At 40.1% G+C, this 16676-nt stretch carries 18 protein-coding genes and 3 pseudogenes; 16 read left to right on the forward strand and 5 right to left on the reverse strand.

The genetic code is table 11. The features are described from left to right. The first annotated feature begins 35 nt into the window (after positions 1-35). From AC1RO3_RS07620 to AC1RO3_RS07665, 10 genes and pseudogenes are all read left to right on the forward strand, one after another. On the forward strand, positions 36-602 hold the full coding sequence (locus tag AC1RO3_RS07620) for a helix-turn-helix domain-containing protein (RefSeq protein WP_481763400.1): 567 nt from the start codon (positions 36-38) through the stop codon (positions 600-602). A 32-nt stretch (positions 603-634) separates the two neighbouring features. Further along, positions 635-991, forward strand: a pseudogene (locus tag AC1RO3_RS07625) (type I restriction endonuclease subunit R); the annotation flags it as partial. Between the two features lie 77 nt (positions 992-1068). Further along, complete coding sequence (locus AC1RO3_RS07630; RefSeq protein WP_006845392.1) at positions 1069-1452, forward strand: restriction endonuclease; 384 nt, start codon at positions 1069-1071, stop codon at positions 1450-1452. A 551-nt stretch (positions 1453-2003) separates the two neighbouring features. After that, positions 2004-2576, forward strand: a complete 573-nt coding sequence (locus AC1RO3_RS07635; RefSeq protein ID WP_019041559.1) for a Dps family protein — start codon at positions 2004-2006, stop codon at positions 2574-2576. Between the two features lie 184 nt (positions 2577-2760). Then, positions 2761-3468: a Crp/Fnr family transcriptional regulator gene (locus tag AC1RO3_RS07640; protein WP_089997620.1), complete on the forward strand. Its 708-nt coding sequence runs from the start codon at positions 2761-2763 to the stop codon at positions 3466-3468. A gap of 8 nt (positions 3469-3476) precedes the next feature. Continuing rightward, a pseudogene (locus AC1RO3_RS07645) lies at positions 3477-3785 on the forward strand (prolipoprotein diacylglyceryl transferase family protein); the annotation flags it as partial. Positions 3786-3931: 146 nt separating this feature from the next. Further along, positions 3932-4165, forward strand: a complete 234-nt coding sequence (locus tag AC1RO3_RS07650) for a heavy-metal-associated domain-containing protein (RefSeq protein ID WP_006845389.1) — start codon at positions 3932-3934, stop codon at positions 4163-4165. Between the two features lie 197 nt (positions 4166-4362). Beyond that, positions 4363-6225: a heavy metal translocating P-type ATPase gene (locus tag AC1RO3_RS07655; RefSeq protein ID WP_006845388.1), complete on the forward strand. Its 1863-nt coding sequence runs from the start codon at positions 4363-4365 to the stop codon at positions 6223-6225. Between the two features lie 248 nt (positions 6226-6473). Beyond that, positions 6474-6617, forward strand: a complete 144-nt coding sequence (locus AC1RO3_RS07660; RefSeq protein ID WP_006845387.1) for a hypothetical protein — start codon at positions 6474-6476, stop codon at positions 6615-6617. Positions 6618-6663: 46 nt separating this feature from the next. Next, entirely contained in the window at positions 6664-7104 is a 441-nt protein-coding gene (locus tag AC1RO3_RS07665; protein ID WP_155815909.1) for an SGNH/GDSL hydrolase family protein, read from the forward strand. Positions 7105-7165: 61 nt separating this feature from the next. Here AC1RO3_RS07665 and AC1RO3_RS07670 read toward each other — a convergent pair whose 3' ends face one another. Together AC1RO3_RS07670 and AC1RO3_RS07675 are read right to left on the reverse strand one after the other, a co-directional pair. Next, positions 7166-7297 carry a hypothetical protein gene (locus AC1RO3_RS07670; protein WP_481763899.1) on the reverse strand — a complete coding sequence of 44 codons (132 nt, stop codon included), beginning with the start codon at positions 7295-7297 and terminating at the stop codon, positions 7166-7168. 130 nt (positions 7298-7427) lie between these two features. After that, positions 7428-7988, reverse strand: coding sequence for a hypothetical protein (locus AC1RO3_RS07675; protein ID WP_006845384.1), 561 nt, complete (start codon positions 7986-7988; stop codon positions 7428-7430). Between the two features lie 87 nt (positions 7989-8075). Between AC1RO3_RS07675 and AC1RO3_RS07680 the strand changes: the two genes are divergently transcribed. Then, positions 8076-8717: a Crp/Fnr family transcriptional regulator gene (locus AC1RO3_RS07680; RefSeq protein WP_038241070.1), complete on the forward strand. Its 642-nt coding sequence runs from the start codon at positions 8076-8078 to the stop codon at positions 8715-8717. Between the two features lie 91 nt (positions 8718-8808). Beyond that, a pseudogene (locus AC1RO3_RS07685) lies at positions 8809-9401 on the forward strand (IS5 family transposase). Between the two features lie 141 nt (positions 9402-9542). Here the strand turns inward: AC1RO3_RS07685 and AC1RO3_RS07690 are convergent. Then, a complete protein-coding gene (locus AC1RO3_RS07690) occupies positions 9543-10010 on the reverse strand; it encodes a Dps family protein (protein WP_003587210.1) in 468 nt (155 codons plus the stop codon). A gap of 556 nt (positions 10011-10566) precedes the next feature. Between AC1RO3_RS07690 and AC1RO3_RS07695 the strand changes: the two genes are divergently transcribed. Next, a complete protein-coding gene (locus tag AC1RO3_RS07695) occupies positions 10567-10824 on the forward strand; it encodes a GIY-YIG nuclease family protein (RefSeq protein WP_004910776.1) in 258 nt (85 codons plus the stop codon). Here AC1RO3_RS07695 and AC1RO3_RS07700 read toward each other — a convergent pair. Next, entirely contained in the window at positions 10795-10986 is a 192-nt protein-coding gene (locus tag AC1RO3_RS07700) for a hypothetical protein (RefSeq protein ID WP_004910774.1), read from the reverse strand. The genes AC1RO3_RS07695 and AC1RO3_RS07700 overlap by 30 nt on opposite strands. A gap of 126 nt (positions 10987-11112) precedes the next feature. Here AC1RO3_RS07700 and AC1RO3_RS07705 point away from each other — a divergent pair, with 126 nt between their 5' ends. After that, positions 11113-12642, forward strand: a complete 1530-nt coding sequence (locus AC1RO3_RS07705; RefSeq protein WP_036068639.1) for a multicopper oxidase family protein — start codon at positions 11113-11115, stop codon at positions 12640-12642. A 114-nt stretch (positions 12643-12756) separates the two neighbouring features. On the opposite strand, the gene AC1RO3_RS07710 is transcribed toward AC1RO3_RS07705, so the two are convergent. Continuing rightward, positions 12757-13194: a DDE-type integrase/transposase/recombinase gene (locus AC1RO3_RS07710; RefSeq protein ID WP_147000550.1), complete on the reverse strand. Its 438-nt coding sequence runs from the start codon at positions 13192-13194 to the stop codon at positions 12757-12759. Positions 13195-13792: 598 nt separating this feature from the next. Between AC1RO3_RS07710 and mobV the strand changes: the two genes are divergently transcribed. Together mobV and AC1RO3_RS07720 are read left to right on the forward strand one after the other, a co-directional pair. Further along, positions 13793-15028 (forward strand): MobV family relaxase, encoded by a 1236-nt coding sequence (gene mobV, locus AC1RO3_RS07715; RefSeq protein WP_481763402.1) that lies wholly within the window; start codon positions 13793-13795, stop codon positions 15026-15028. A 500-nt stretch (positions 15029-15528) separates the two neighbouring features. Then, positions 15529-16676, forward strand: a 1148-nt coding sequence (locus AC1RO3_RS07720) for a RepB family plasmid replication initiator protein (protein ID WP_481763900.1), incomplete at its 3' end; no start/stop codon positions are given.

Raw genomic sequence — 16676 nt, forward strand, 5'->3', positions numbered from 1 at the left:
GTATCTACCAATCGTTAAAAGGCAGGATATAGATCATGAGTGAAAATTTAAAAACAATTCGAGAACTTGCTGAGGAGTTAGGTGTTTCAAAACAGGCAATACAATATCATATAAAGTCGCTGACAAACAAAACAAGGCAAACAAACGACAAAGGTATAGTTATTTTATCTTTAGAAGAACAGCATTTTATAAGGTCGAAGGTCGACAAACAGACAAACAAAACCAAGACAAATAAACAGACAAATGACAAACAAACAGACAAAGAGACAAAGTGGGATATCCACAACTATTTAATTAGTGAACTTGATGAAGTTAAGAAAAATAGAGATAAACAATTAGCAGTTAAGGATAAGCAACTAGAAAATAAAGATTCGCAAATAGCTCAAATGCAAAACTTACTAGACCAACAACAACGGTTAGCTTTGCAAGACAAAAAGCTGCTCGAAGAATACAAGGCAGAAATTAAGGACTTGAAAGCCTTAACGATGGCACCGCATGATGATGGTGAAAAAGAAGTGACGTCAGACAAACAACCGGAACCTGAAAATAGCACCCCGGAGTCACAACCTAAACCTAAAAAGTGGTGGCGTTTTGGTAAATAGTTACAACTAAAAAAGAAAAGAAGACTAGTTAAATGGCGGAAGATAAATTTGAACAAGCTGTAATTGACAAGCTAAAGAGTGAAGGTTGGGAATATCTAACAGATTATTCTGGTGTAACAGTTGATCGGCTATATGACCACTGGCGCGACATTCTGAATGCCAACAATCGTAAACGACTAGAAGATACGCCGTTATCTGATAATGAGTTTGAACAAGTGAAGTTGGAACTAACGAAGAATAAAACGCCGTATGATGCGCAACTCATGTTGGCGGGTACGGGTGGTGTTGGGACGCAGCTAGAACTTGAAATATTCTATGGTGATGAAGTGGCTGGTGGACATTCACGTTATGAAGTCGTTAACCAAATTACGTTTACGGATTTAGCAACGTAAGTTAGATTTGTTGAAAGAACAGAAAAAAGGCTTTTTACAAAAGATGTTTGTTTAGGGTCTATAATTAATAAGTGATGGGGTATTGTGGAACTGATGGTCAGGCAATAACTACGCAAGCAACTAGAGACGGTGGAGTTGATGGATTTATCCAACAAGATGCATTAGGGCTACAAAATATATACATCCAGGTTAAAAGATACGCTAAATCAAATTCTGTAGGTTCTAGAACCATCCAAAGTTTTAGTGGAGCACTTCAGGAAAGAAGTGCAGGAAATAGTAATAGTGGTGTCTTTATAACTACTTCATCCTACACTCAAGATGCTTTAATATCCGCTAAACGTCTACATATAAAAGCTATTGACGGTGAACAATTGGCTAAACTAATAATTAAATATAAGGTTGGTATAAAAACCATCAATCAATTTCCAATTTATGAGATTAATAAAGACGACTTTTAATTCCCACCATTTCCATCAGGGTAATTTATAAGGAGAAAAGCTATGGATGACTTAAAAACCATAATAAGTAAAACTCTCAATCAATATCAAAATACTAAAAATAAATAAAAAAATTCTTTTCAATTTTTATTTATGGTATGACATAAATAAAGTAAAGTTATTCGTCTAGGTTAATCTTATTAATACTCTTTCTCACTAGTGTTGCATGCAACACTAGTGAGAAAGAGCATTAAATATACTGCAAGGCAAGACATTTGGTAATTGAAGAATAACAAGCAAAAAAATAGCAGTCAGGTCTCTTGACAAAGTATAGTTGCTATTCTTTTTTTAGGCCCTACTTTAATGAAATTTTTGTTTGGAGGGAACGACCTCATTCCTTTGATTATTTCAGTTGAATTTAATAGAGAAGCCTGGCGTCTATTAAGAAATACTTTTCTTGATGAGCGTCAATTTTTTTAACGGAAATCTATCCTATACTAAATTCAGTAAAGGAAAAGGAGAAATCAAAGGAAACTATTTTAAACAAACCAAAATTATAGGAGGAATAGATCATGACTGAAAATAAAGCTTCTCAAGAAAGAACACCCCAAGAAAGATTGCAAGAAGAACAAGAACACAAGGAACATGTCCATCATACAAAAATTAATGCAGCGGCCATTTCGGATCATCTTTTAGGGAACATGCATACTTTACATGTGAAATTGCACCAATATCACTGGTATGTAAATGGTGCTAATTTCTTCACTCTGCATGAAAAATTTGAAGAATTGTATAATCAAAACGAAGAATGGTTCGACAAACTAGCAGAACGCTTGATTACTTCCGGTCATAAACCGGCTTCAACCACCGCTGAATTTGAAAAATATTCCATGCTTTCAGAAGATGCCATCAATAAATACGCTAAAGCAGAAGACATGGTTGAAAATATTATCGAAGATTTCAGAAGTACCCGTGAATTAACGATTCGTGCTATTCGTTTAGTACAGGATGAGGGTGACGATGCTTTAGAAGATACACTGATTGCTTTTAAAAATGACTTAGATAAAAACATTTGGATGCTGCAAGCATTCATTGGCAAAGAGGCATTGGAAGACGACGATGCGTTTGATGAGGATGAAGATTAGGTTTTTCGTAAACATACATTTAAAAATTAAAGATTTTGGGGTTGGGACTCTTTCCAGCTCCTATTTTTTTGCCGTTAAAAAGACTTTTCTTGATGAGAGTCAATTTTTTTGAGGTAGGGGGCCTTTATACTAAATATAGGAAAGTTAAAAAAAGGACAATAAACTGATAAAGGGGGAGAACGAATTGACTCAATACACCCAACCACATGCAGCAGGAGACCACTCAGCTTGTATCCGCTTAGTCCCGATATTCAATCATTTGGAGGAAAGCTCGATGGATCGCATCGCTGGAAAAGCTCACACGAAGCACTATCAAAAAGGGGCGTTTCTGTTTCGCTCGCAAGAAAAAGATGATGCCTTATATATTGTGAATCGCGGAAAAGTCCGCATCTATCGCTTGTCTGATTCTGGTAAAGAGCAACTAGTGCGTATTTTGAATCCGGGTGACTTTACGGGAGAATGGACGTTGTTCAATCCTGATGCTGTGCATGAGGAATACGCAGAAGCTACTCGAGATACGTCTGTCTGCATGATTCAACAACATGATGTACAAGAGTTTCTAAAAGAGTATCCTGCAATTTCGTTAAAGCTGCTAGGAGAGATGTCGCAGCGGTTAGAGAAATCCGCACGTCAAACCGCACAAGTAGCCGTGGAGAGTGTCATTACCCGTTTAGTTTTGTTTTTGGCAGAAAATGTGGAACCTGAAATGGGCAACTCTCCCACCATCACCCTGCCGATGGCAAAAAAGGACATTGCTTCCTATTTAGGAACGACACCTGAGACCATCAGTCGCAAATTTGGAGAATTGGAGAACGAGGGATTGATTCAACAGCTGTCTGGGAAAAGAATCAAGATTCAGGATTTAGATGATTTATTGCTTTACAGCGAATAATCGGACACACTTTTTTATACACGTTGGTGTTCTGTCGCTCTTCATTAACAATGGGACAGAACTCAGTGCTTTTGCGTCAAGAAGAAGTCGCTTTGAGTTACGTTTTGTGGTACTCAGTGGGTCGGTTCTTCATTGAAGGTATGCGAACGAACAGTTTATGGATTGGCGAGTGGATCCGCGTTTCGCAAGCCTTGTCTCTGGCCCTGTTTATTGGCGCGATTGTAGTATGGTTTATACGCAGACAAGATTATCCACCAATTTCTTATTATTCTGATGGCAATAAGGGGCAGAAAAAGACTATTAAGATGGTGAATTGAGCAAAAAGATAAAAAGAAGTGCCGAACTTGATATGCGTCAATTTTCGTTTGCTAAAAGTGAGCTATATTACAGTTGTAAAGAGGAAAAGGCAGTGTTCATTAATCTGCTGCCGATAAAATAAAAACACATAAAGGAGATAGGAATTATGGAAAAAGCTATATTGCAATTAGAAACGTTGTCTTGTCCAAGTTGTATGCAAAAAATTGAAGGTGCCGTGAAATCAGTTAACGGTGTTGATAAAGACAGCATTAAAGTATTATTCAACTCCAGCAAAGTCAAAGTCGATTTTGATTCAGCTGTCACTTCGATTGAAGAGATTCAAAAAGCTATCGAAAACGTAGGCTATCCGGTCCTTAAAGCAAAAGTCAAGGCCGCTTAACAGATTAAATGAACTAGGCAATTCTGGAAGGAAAGCTATTTTTCCAGGATTGCTTTTTTTGTTGCAATCCGATTCGAGGTGCTTAGAAACGATAAAAGAGAACTTTCTAAACTTGATATCCGTCAATTAATTACTTAGGCAATTATCTTATACTTTGTTTATCAATAAAAGAGAAATTAAATTTGGAGGGAAAAAGCATGCAACAATATATATTAAGCAAAAAAAATGTTATCACCGTCATCAGTGGATTGTTAATCGCACTCGGTTTCTTCAGTCACTTTGTTTTAGAAAACGTAGGACTTTCAGAGTGGTCTTTGATCATCGCCTCTGTCTTTGGGATTATGCCAATTGCCATTCAAGCGTTTCAAGCAATGAAAGTCAAAGTCATCAGTATTGATGTCTTAGTTAGTATTGCAGCGATTGGTGCGCTTTTTATTCAAAATTATGAAGAATCGGCTATTGTCACGTTCTTATTCTTATTCGGACACTACTTGGAACATCGAACATTGAACCAAACGCGATCTGCTATCAAAGAATTGACTGAAATGGCACCCGAAAGCGCCTTGAAACAAATGGATAATGGCGAATTTGAAGAAGTAGAAGTGGATGATGTAGATGAAGGGGATATCTTGCTCGTTAAAACGGGTGCGAAAGTTCCAGTAGATGGTACAGTTCTTACGGGTGAAGGGCATATCAATGAAGCTAGCATTACAGGTGAAGCTGTTCCGGTCAACAAGCTAGCTGATGCAGAAGTTTTTGCAGGAACCATTTTAGAAAACGGAACGATTCAAATCAGAGCTGACCGAGTTGGTGAGGACACCACATTTGGAAAAATTGTTGAACTCGTGGAAGAAGCACAAGATTCTAAATCCGAAGCGGAACGGTTCATTGATCGCTTTTCTAAATACTACACACCAGCTGTCTTGGTCCTGGCAATTGTTGTATGGGCGTTCAGTCAAAATATTGAGTTAGCAATCACCATCTTGGTTCTAGGTTGCCCAGGCGCATTAGTTATCGGAGTGCCTGTCTCAAACGTTGCCGGTATTGGGAATGGTGCTCGTAACGGTGTTCTTTTAAAAGGGAGTGAAGTCATTCAAGACTTCAGCAATGTGGATACAATTGTATTTGATAAGACAGGTACTTTAACTGTCGGAAACCCAACCGTTGCAGCGACTGAACTGTATGAAAAAGATTCTGCTGAAACGCTTGGCTATCTGGCCAGTGTGGAACGGGAATCAGATCATCCATTAGCAAAAGCGGTCTTAAATCAAATTGGAGAAACAAACTTTTATCCTGTTGAAGAAACTGAAGTCGTGAAAGGCGGCGGAATCGTTTCAAGTGTAGCTGGACATAGAGTGGCTGTCGGGAATGTGGCCTTGATGGAAAAAGAAAATGTCACTCTCAGCAAAAAAGTGCAAAAAGATGTCAAACGGTTTGAACAACAAGGGAACTCTCTCGTTTTGACAGCGGTCGACGGTGAATTAAAAGTACTGATGGGCATTCGCGACCAAGTCCGTCCGGGTGTGAAAGCTAATTTGCAGGAATTAAAAGACCTGGGCGTAAAAAATCTAGTCGTTCTTTCAGGAGATAACCAAGGAACCGTTGATGTGGTCGCAGGCGAACTTGGTTTGACCGAAGCTCACGGCCACATGTTGCCGGAAGACAAATCGGCTTATATCGGAAAACTCCAACAACGTGGTCAAATTGTAGCCTTTGTTGGAGATGGCGTTAACGATAGTCCGTCCTTAGCTTTAGCAGACATTGGCATCGCAATGGGAAGCGGAACGGACGTAGCGATCGAAACATCCGATGTCGTTTTAATGAACTCGAACTTCAGCAACTTGCCTCACGCATTAGGAATAGTAAAAGCTACCGCTAATAATATGAAACAAAATATCGCGATTGCAATTGGAGTAGTGTTGGTCTTGTTGACCAGCGTCTTCTTCAGCGAATGGATGAATATGTCTATCGGAATGTTGGTTCATGAAGGTAGTATCCTGGTGGTAATTTTCAATGCCATGAGATTAATGAAGTATAAGTTGAAAGGTCGAAAAGAATAAAAAGAAGTATCAGCACCTGCAGAGACAGTAAAAATATCTCAAGAATAAACTAGAAGAGGCTGGGACAATAGTCCATCCTTGAAATGACAAAAGCGGAAACTCCCAGATTTAAAATTCTGGGAGTTTCCACTTTTTTGAGTTCTTGAAAAAAAATAAGAGTATAGAGTATGCTCTTTATAAAATTAATTTTCGTGTGAATGATTAAAAAATCTAATAATAAAATTTAAATTCCTATTAAGTTTTAACACATGAAATTACATAATTCATCATATTGGCTATATCGTGTTTACGATATTAATAAGGAAGCAAAATTAGAGAAGTATCATGGCAATCTAGAACAATATTTTAGTTTTGAACCAACTGATTATCTTGCTTTGAAAAAAGATAATTAGAACGTACAGGGCCCATTTTTATAGTTACGCCCCTAGCCATCAAACATTGAATCCCAAGTCACCGTTGATGGGTCGGCGGATTGCATTTCTGGGATCGTCAATTACGGCCGGTGCGGGTGCACCGGAAGATTCGTTCGTCGATTATCTCGTCGCGACGGATGGCGTGATTGCCATCAAGGAAGCGGTGAGTGGCACCACTTTAGCAGGTAACGCACCAGATAGCTATGTGCATCGGCTCTATCATCGGATTCCAGTGACCCAACCATTAGACGCTTTTGTCTGCCAACTTTCAACCAATGATGGGCGGCATGACAAGGCTATGGGGCAAGTTACGGGTGCACAACAGCGCCACGGCTTTGACGAAACGACGACGCTCGGAGCGATTGAAACAATCCTGGCCTATGTTCAACAGCATTGGGCGGTGCCAATCGTGTTCTTCACTTGTGTGCGAAAACACGATGCGAATTATGGTAAATTAGTGCAGTAATTGAAAGTCTTACAAAAAAAGTGGCACTTCACGATTATTGACCTCTGGCAGGATCCAGTGGTCAAAGCTGAAAATCGCGCCCAACCACTAGCAATGGTCGACGACGCTCATCCAACCCGATTAGGTTATCGGAATATCTGGACGCCAATTTTTCGGCAACAATTAACGGACGTGCTTCGCCAGTCGGAACCATAATCGTCAATCGATTTCGCGTTTTCAAGGCTTCCGTCGATAGTCTAAAGAAATAAACATAACGACCGGATGAACCTGTCATGTGATAGGCTCATCCGGTCGTTATGTTTTAGCTTACTTCAAATTTTAGGTTAGTCTGCGACTTCAATCTTCCCAACCGCAATCGGTAAGGTGACGTGTGCATCGTAGGCGCCAACTTCACCAGCAACGGTGGCTGGTAAAACCAAGTCTTGTGGTACGCCGTGAATGTAGATGACCCGTTTGTCGAGTTCCAAGTCATCGGTACCAAAGACTTCTTTGAACTTCGCTTGCAAATCAGCTAATGGCACATCGATTTCGTAGGCAAAGTGGCCTTGGGCGTCAGCGACTGGGTAGTTATCATTCGGCACGTCCATGTGATGTGGGGCGTTGTCAAATGGCACCATCGTTGTCCCTGAGACTGGTTCAGTTTCTGGCAAGTCGACAAATCCGTCATGATTGGCATCCTGCGCCATCGTGGCAATTTGGGCCGCCTTACCATCTGGAAAACCGTGGAAATGTTCCCAGTGTTGCGTATTTGCAGGTGTATCAAACATTTCAATCGCCACGTGTAATTGGTCACCGTCTTCAACAAAGGTGGCAGTTCCATGGGGTGCCGTTCCAATGTCTTCTGCGTTTAGTGGTACGATGTTAGCAACGTATTTTTTAGTCATGAATGATTCCTCCAATTCTTCATCATAAGTCCATTATATGCTATTCTAAACTTATTAAAATTGATATATGTCAAGAAAGGAAAATTTATGCACCCAAAAATGGATTGTATCAGTCGCTCGCCACTTTTCGCGCCGCTGTCACCGACAATTAAAACTAAATTGATTACAGTGACGCACCATCGCAAGTTTTTTCAAAAGGGTCAACTGATCCGACAACCGCTGGACCACCAAGAAGGGATGCTGATTTTGGACGAGGGGACGGCCAAAGTCTATGCGTTAGCTGATAATGGCAAGGAGAAAATTATTGACTTACTACATACTGGTGATGTGGTCGGTCAGCGCTGGTTATTTGCACCGCATGAAAATCAGGGCTACATCCAAGCGACTAGTGATGCGTGGGTTTGTTCCATTCAATACGCTGATTTTCAGCAGTTACTCGGAGAATCAGCGAATTTATCGTTAGCGATGATCAACAATTTTGGCAACCAATTGATTGAAGTCGAGAAAAATCAGATGCGCCGTGATCTATTGGATGCAAAGGACCGTCTGATGGCTTATTTGCGGGATGTCGCGGTGGAATCCGGACAAGTCGTCTTTGAATTACCACTTAAAAAGAAGGAACTCGCCAATATTTTGGGAATTACGCCGGAGACGCTCAGCCGTCAATTTAAGCAGTTAGCTTTGGAAGGTAAAATTATTGTGAATAACCGGCAGATTACGATGTGCTAGAAAAATGCGGTTAACTACGCATTTTTCTAGGGACTGTCTGAAAACTAAAAATTCAGGTATAATCTGAGGAAAAACGAATCGAGGCATTCCGATGACAACACCTAAACGATACGAACTGGAAGATGCTCAGTGGGACCGAATCAAAGGATACTTCCCGCCATACCGGACTGTCCGTCCATCAAGCCTAGACAACCGTACCGCCCTCAACGCTATCCTCTGGCTCATGCGCAGCGCAAAAAAAACGCCGAATGCATGGTCGAAAATCAAGCTATTGGACTAAGTCGAGGTGGCCGAACGACCAAGATTCACGCACTCGTTGACGGATTAGGGAATCCCTTGGGGTTTCGCCTAACAGGTGGTCAAGTACATGATAGCCAAGTTGCCAGTGAGTTGCTGGAAGGCTTCGATATTTCTCAATCAAATATTATCGCGGATAAAGCCTATGGCACCGCGAAACTTCGCCAGTATATTGAAGATAAAGCAGGCGTCTATACCATTCCGCCAAAGGAAAATACCAAAGACAAGTGGACCTGTGATTACCACGTTTATTGTGAGCGCCATTTGATTGAGAACTTCTTCAATCAGTTGAAGAACTTTCGTAGGATTGCAGCGCGTTATGATAAGCTCGCTCGTGTTTATCTGGCTACGGTCTACATTGCCTCAATTTGCATCTTACTTAAGTAGTTTTCAGACGGACCCTAGTATAACCTATTCCGAACGAATTAAAATCGAAACCTTTTGTGAACTAGGGCTGTCCAATATCCAAATGGGCGTTCGGATTAATTTTACAATCTACCATAAGCCTACCGATTTTTTAATATTATTTTATTCATCAATTTCTGGCGCCGACCCAAGCTCTGCCTGAATCATCCAGATTTTCTTCTCAATTGCGGTTTTGAGACCAATGAAAATATCTTGGGTACTGAAGTCTTTTTCAACATCGGATACTTCAATGCCGTGTTGGTAAAGGTCTTCCAAGTAACGATAGCCATCAACTAAGTGTGCGAGGCGTTCTGGGGTTGTTTTGTCCCATTCACCAGGCCAGTCTTGAATCTTAGTGTTTTCGGCCATTTCTTTTAAGGTCGAGTAAGGACTGCCATCAAGCGCAATCAGCCGTTCAGAAATGACATCGAGTTGGCTGTCAATTTCTTCCATGAACTCATCCATCAAGGGGTGCAACTTCAAAAAGTTGGGTCCACGCATGTACCAATGCGTCTGATGGATAATCATTGACATCTGGCTCAAATCGGCAACGAGTTGATTTAATACTGCTTTGGTTTTCGTATATTTCATTAGATTGATCTCCTTTCGATATGGTTATTGTAGCATAGTGGTAGCTTAATCTGAAACGTTATACACTGGCAAATTAAGTTATTTATAGCCCGTAGAATTAAGTCGTTTTGAAAAGATGGAGACGTTACAATCTACCAATTAAATAAATCTACAATTGAATTCTATTTACCTTATGAAGATGTTCAAAACGCGTTAAAGGAAAGTGCGCAAAACCCCTTTATACGTACAAAGGATGAATGGGTAGTGGGTAACAATGAGTGTAAATTAAATAAGGCACAAAAAAGTATGCTTAAGGATAAAGAAATATATAATCATTTCAATTTAGAAAATATTCCCAGTTCCATCAAAACGGAGCTAAACAAGATAGTGCATGACATCGATGACTAATACTTAAACACCAAACAGAAAGGGGCTATGAATATATAGGGTCTATAATTATATAATAACTCCTCGAAAAGACTATTAAAACAGCCCCCATTATCTGACTAGTAGATAATGGGGGCTGTTTTTTTGTTCGGCGGTATAATAGCGCCTAAAAAAAGAGGTCGATGATCACATGCCCAATCACATATTTATCAGCCGAGAGTCAGGGAATGATAACATTTCAATATTCTATGACGAACCATCATTTGTGGTCATTGCGAATAAAGACGATTTAGCTAGCATTCAGTTGATTGATGAGTCTAAAAAACCTGGCATCTATATATTGTTGGGTGATGATAAACGATATATTGGTCAAGCATCAAATGCTATTTTTAGTAGACTGCAGCAACTGCTTAATAAACTAGCGCTGGTGGGCGTGTTGTTGACTTGACTGGGGCCGATAAGCGGCAACTAAACCTGTCACAGCGTCCAAAGTCATAATCAGACCCATTAACCACATCGCTGCCATATTGTGCATGGTACCAATTAGAATCAGCAGCACCACATTTAACGCCAGCATGAGCCAGCCCATTGTTTTCGACATTTGTTGCATGAAAATCCTCCTCAAGTGTATGGATAAGACCTATACCATTTTTCGATACTACTTTAGGTTAATTCTAAATTATGTTTATGGCAACCCTAAAAAGTGTTAAAATTATTGTCAGAAGGGGAAATCACGATGAAAACCTATACGAACTATTTCTTTGATGAGCCAGCGTTTGATCTCCACGATGGCGGGTACGTGCCGCTTGAGGTCAGTGATGCGCCTGAGAAGCCCTTAAATGTGCCGCCGTTGTTGAAACCGGATAAAGAGACGGCGACCGACGTTTATTACACGGTGACAGCAGAGGCTGGGGAAACGCAACTGTTACCTGGGGCGAAGACCAAGACGTGGGGCTATAATACCAGTCTGTTAGGTCAGACGATTGTGTATCGCCGTGGTCAGCATACGCATGTGACACTGAAAAACACCCTGCCTGAGTTGACCACTTTTCATTGGCATGGGGCTAATGTCAGTGGCCCTTATGTTGATGGCGGATGCCATGCGCCGGTTTATCCGGGTGAAAGTAAGCATATCGACTTCACATTGGAACAACCGGCGACGACTTTGTGGCTGCACGCGCATCCGTGCCCATCCACAGCCGAGCAGGTTTGGCATGGTTTGGCTGCCATGGTGATTGTCAAAGACGACCATGAAGCCAGCCTGCCATTGCCAAGGAACTATGGCGTTGACGATATTCCGGTCATTTTGCAAGACCGGCGTTTTCATGAGAACAACCAGTGGGACTACCGGGCTGATTATGATCCTGACGGTGTTGCTGGGCCAACTGCAATGATTAACGGTACAATCAATCCCTATTTTGATGTCACCACGCAAAAGGTCCGGTTGCGTTTTCTGGATGGTGCTAATCGCCGTGAATGGCGGTTGCATTTTTCCGATGACCTGCCATTTACGCAAATTGGCGGGGATGGCTCACTATTACCGGAGCCGGTCAAATTTACCCATTTGATGCTGACTTGTGCTGAGCGTGCCGAAGTGATCGTTGATTTTGGCCAATACCATGAAGGCGACGAGGTCACCTTATATACGGATGATGTGCCATTGCTGAAGTTCCGCATTCATGCGTTCAAACCGGATCAGACTACCTTGCCTGATAAGTTGTTCGATGTGAAGGCACCAGTGGTTGACCCGGCTTTGCCAGTTCGCCACGTTGTGATGCAGGGGATGGACGAAGGTGTTGCGATTGATGGTAAAAAGTTTGCCATGCAGCGGATTGATGCCACGCAACCAATTGGCAAAGCCCAGTACTGGGATGTTACCAATAGCAATGATGCGCCTGGAATGGTTCATCCATTCCATGTGCATGGAACCCAATTCTTAGTCTTGTCGCGGAATGGGCATGCGCCGTATCCAAATGAACATGGTTTCAAAGATACCGTTGGCGTGAATCCTGGTGAAACGGTTCGGCTGCTGGTTCGCTTTGATTTGCCAGGGGTTTATATGTATCACTGCCATATCATTGAGCACGAAGATGGCGGCATGATGGCACAGATTGAAACATTCGATCCAGCCAAGCCAAAGCAAGAATATAAATTGATGGATATGGATACGTTAATGATGGCCTTGGCTAAAGAACGTGGCGTCAAACCATCTGAGATTTGGATGGGCGGTATGCAGTCTTATGAAAAAATGGGAATGAAAATGTAAACGTCCCACAATACTAATATAGAAAAAGATGATTTTAATATGAACTCTCCAACGATCAAACATCGCGGGGCTTTGCTCAGAAGTCAATAAATTGGACTATTTTTATTCAGTTACTTAGGCAACATTTGAGATACGATTGCGATTATAAAAATTGATATACCAACCAGTGGCTGCTTGGACTTCAGTTAATGTTTGGTATGCCTTCAGATACACCTCTTCACGCTTCAATATTGAACGAAACGCTTCCATACGGCCATTATCGTACGGATGGCCTTTGAGTGAATATGAATGTTTCAAGCCATAATTTTGACATTTAATATTAAATTCAGCACTCGTGTATTGCGCCCCCATATCTGAATGAATAATTAATGGCTTTCGATGCTTATCTAACGCCATCTGTAAGGCACTTGTGGCTAGCTCGGCTGTCATTGTATCGCCAATTTTATAGCCCAATACTTTTATCTTCTCAGGATCCAAAACGGTCGCTAAATAGACCCATCTGTGATTAGTCAACTGAATATAAGTGATATTTGTCTGCCAAACACCGCTCAAATGCTCTTATACTTAATGTTATTTTCCTATTGTGCGCCGTAATAATCTTAATTTACATGATGATCGAAAACAAGCTCACCTCAGATAATTCCTTTTATATCATTCTGACAATCCTGGTTGTAATCCATACCAGTTTTGATTTATTAAAATGGTTACCAAAAAAACGCATGTAGTTGGTTTACAGGGTATAGGGGTAATCATTTGGGATTTAAATTAATACGCTGGAAAATTATATTAGCATTCAAAATCAGTTGAGATAGATACAGATACTATCTCAACTGATTTTTTTATGTGGTTAAGCTGACATCAGCTTGCCCCACGCGGGTAGTGTTCTGCATGACATGCTCCCACTGAAGGTGATCATGCAATGATAAATTGCCCTGTCACGGCGTGACCCGCCGGAGGTTTTACGAGCCGGATAATAGGCGCTGTAAAATAGCAGTTTCCCCAGTAGGAAGGGGAAACGCTACGGTCATCGCTTGTCGATGACGCGCCTCGCAGAGCCTGTCCAAAATAGAATTTTGGTATAACAGGCTATACCAGATTTTTAACGGTGTTATACTGGTCTTGGAAAACCCTTTTTGAGGAGGCATTTTTGATGGCGCATTTAAAGAAAAATACGCGTGGCGCAGTCCCTGGTTTAGCGGTTCACTTTGAACGTAAAACTGACCATCACACTAACAAAGAAATTGATGTGTCGAAAACCTATCTGAATCAAGATCTCATGGCAGATGGTTCTGATATGCTTACCCGCTTCAATGCGCGTTTAAATGACGTTTATTGCATGAAAAGAGACGATGTGAAGGCGTTAGCGACTTGGATTGTCACTTTACCTGAAGAACTCTCAGAAGCGCCCCACGATCAACAGAGCGCCTTTTTTGAAGCAACCAGCAATTTTCTTAATGACCGTTATGGTCAAGAAAATTCCGTGGCAGCTGTCGTGCATTATGACGAGACAACCCCTCACTTGCACTATGCCTTTGTCCCAGTGGTTTTTGATGATAAAAAGTCACGTGATAAAGTATCCGCTAAAGAAGTGCTAACGCGGCAGGATTTGCAAACCTTTCATGAGGATTTAGATCAGCATTTAAAAAAAGTGCTGCCATTTTATGAACAAGGGATTTTAAATCACAAAACCTTACCATTTGAGAATGTGGCTGAAATCAAAAAATACAATGATCAGTTCAACGCTTTAAAAACGGAACTAGCTGACGTTGAAAAAAATATTAGGGCTAAACAGGCCGTACTTAAAATCACGGATCAAGCTTTAAAGGAAGTTGACTTAGCCGAAAAACAAATTGATGATTTTAAACAAGACTTATCTAAAAATCTCTTTGGTAAGACGGTGCTTAAACCAGATGACTTAGATCGCTTTAAAAACGTGTTAGCCACGATGAAGAAAGCCACCTTACAAAGCCAGCATGAGACAGAAGAACTCAAGCAAACGTTAGGCCAGGTCAAAGCGCAATTAGCAGCTGTCCAAGCAGATTATCAAAACCTGAAAGAAACGCATCAAGCGCTTCAGGTGGATCAACGAGAACAGCAACAGCTGGATTATGCCATGAGAGACATGCTTAAAAATGATTATGGTGTCGACAAGCTATCGCATACTGATGTGGAGGCCCGGTATGTTCTTTATAAGCTGGATCATGAAGAACTCACAAAAAATAAAAAAGTAGCCCAGTCCTGGTTAAAAACACTGACGACAGCTAGAGAAGATCCAGATACGAAAATAGCGCCAACTAGATTAGATTGGGGCATTGAACAAGTTAAAGCATTAATTAATCGAATAATTGAATTAACGCGTGATCTTTTTAAAGGACCAACTCTGTAACGTTAAACCGACTTATTTGCCCGTATAAGCGTTTTAAACCATTCAACGTAGAATTAAGCATTAAGTAACTTAAAACGTCGCTATTGGCGTAATAAGTGGCAATCTATGTTAGATAACTAGCAATCCGTCATTTAAAATAATTCAAAACAAAAAGAACACCCTGTACAAAATTTATGTGCACCGTGTTCTTTTGTTTTGTTTTTTATTGAATCAATAAAAAGGCGAAGCCTATTATAAGTTTATCTTTTATATTTTAATCTTTTGTTCTTTTGCGTAGTTATAAATATAGTGTTTGCAATGGATTCAAAGAAAAAACCAAGAGAAAAAACTATGTATATAGAGAGAAAAAACTATGCATATAGAGAGAAAAAACTATGCATATAGAGAATTTTAATTAATGATACTCTCTGTATTTTGGTACAATAAAAGCATAAAGAAATTCCCGACCAAAAGTTTTTCTTTATGCTTATCCAACAACACGCCCAAAGGAGCGTATTTATATGTCAATTATACCAGAATCAAAGACAAGGCAGGTTCAGACCTTGAATGAATTATCTAAACGCAAAGTTGTTGAACATAATAGCTTAATAACGTCCATTGCCAAAATGGATAAAACCCCACTTAAAATGTTTGAATTAGCCGTCTCGTTGATTGATACCGACAATCCCCCAAAAGATCAGACGGTTTATTTGTCCAAGCAAGAGTTGTTTGCTTTTTTTAAAGTGGATGATAGTAATAAACATAGTCGGTTTAAAGAAGCGATTGAAAAGATGCAAAAACAGGCTTTTTTTCAGATTAAAATAGTACAAGATAAGGGATTTGATTTTGAAAGTATCGTTCCAATTCCTTATGTAAAGTGGTCAGATTATCATGATGAAGTGACGATTCAGTTTAGCGATAAGATTATGCCTTACTTGATTAATCTTAAAACCAATTTTACGCAACATGCCTTGTCAGATATTTCAGAATTAAATAGCAAGTATTCAGTTATATTGTACCGTTGGTTATCTATGAATTATAGCCAATATGAGCATTACAACTTTAAAGGCGGCCGTAGACAAGAGCAAGTTGAAAGTTACCGTAATCCAGTTATCAGTATGCGAGAATTAAGAGAAATGACTGATACGGTGAATGAGTATAAAAATATGACGGATTTTACAAAGTGGGTCTTAAAAAAATCAATATCAGAAATTAATGAACAGACAACTTTTAATGTGACTTATGACAAAGTAAAGAAAGGACGCAGTATTGAGAGCGTTTCTTTTCACATTACAAAAAAACCAGTCGCAGATGATACTAGTTATAAGTTAGATGATCTCGCTTATATTGACGGTAAGATAAGGCAAGAAGAAAGGGAAAAAGACCTTGTATATGAAGCTATGAAAAGCCCATATACAAAGTTGTTGATGGAGCAGTTTTTATTGTCATATATTGATTTAACGGATACGACTATTTTGTCAGGGTTACAGAAAAATGTTTATCCACTTTATGACGAATTAAAAGAGTTACGTGGTTTAAAGGGCGTGAAAGAACACTTAGCATATATTCGAGATAAACAAGATGACTATTCGAAAAAGAATATTGCTAAGTATCTTAAAAAATCGATTGAACAGTATCTACCAATCGTTAAAAGGCAGGATATAGATCA

Source organism: Dellaglioa sp. CoH-57-MRSF-19, assembly GCF_056781975.1.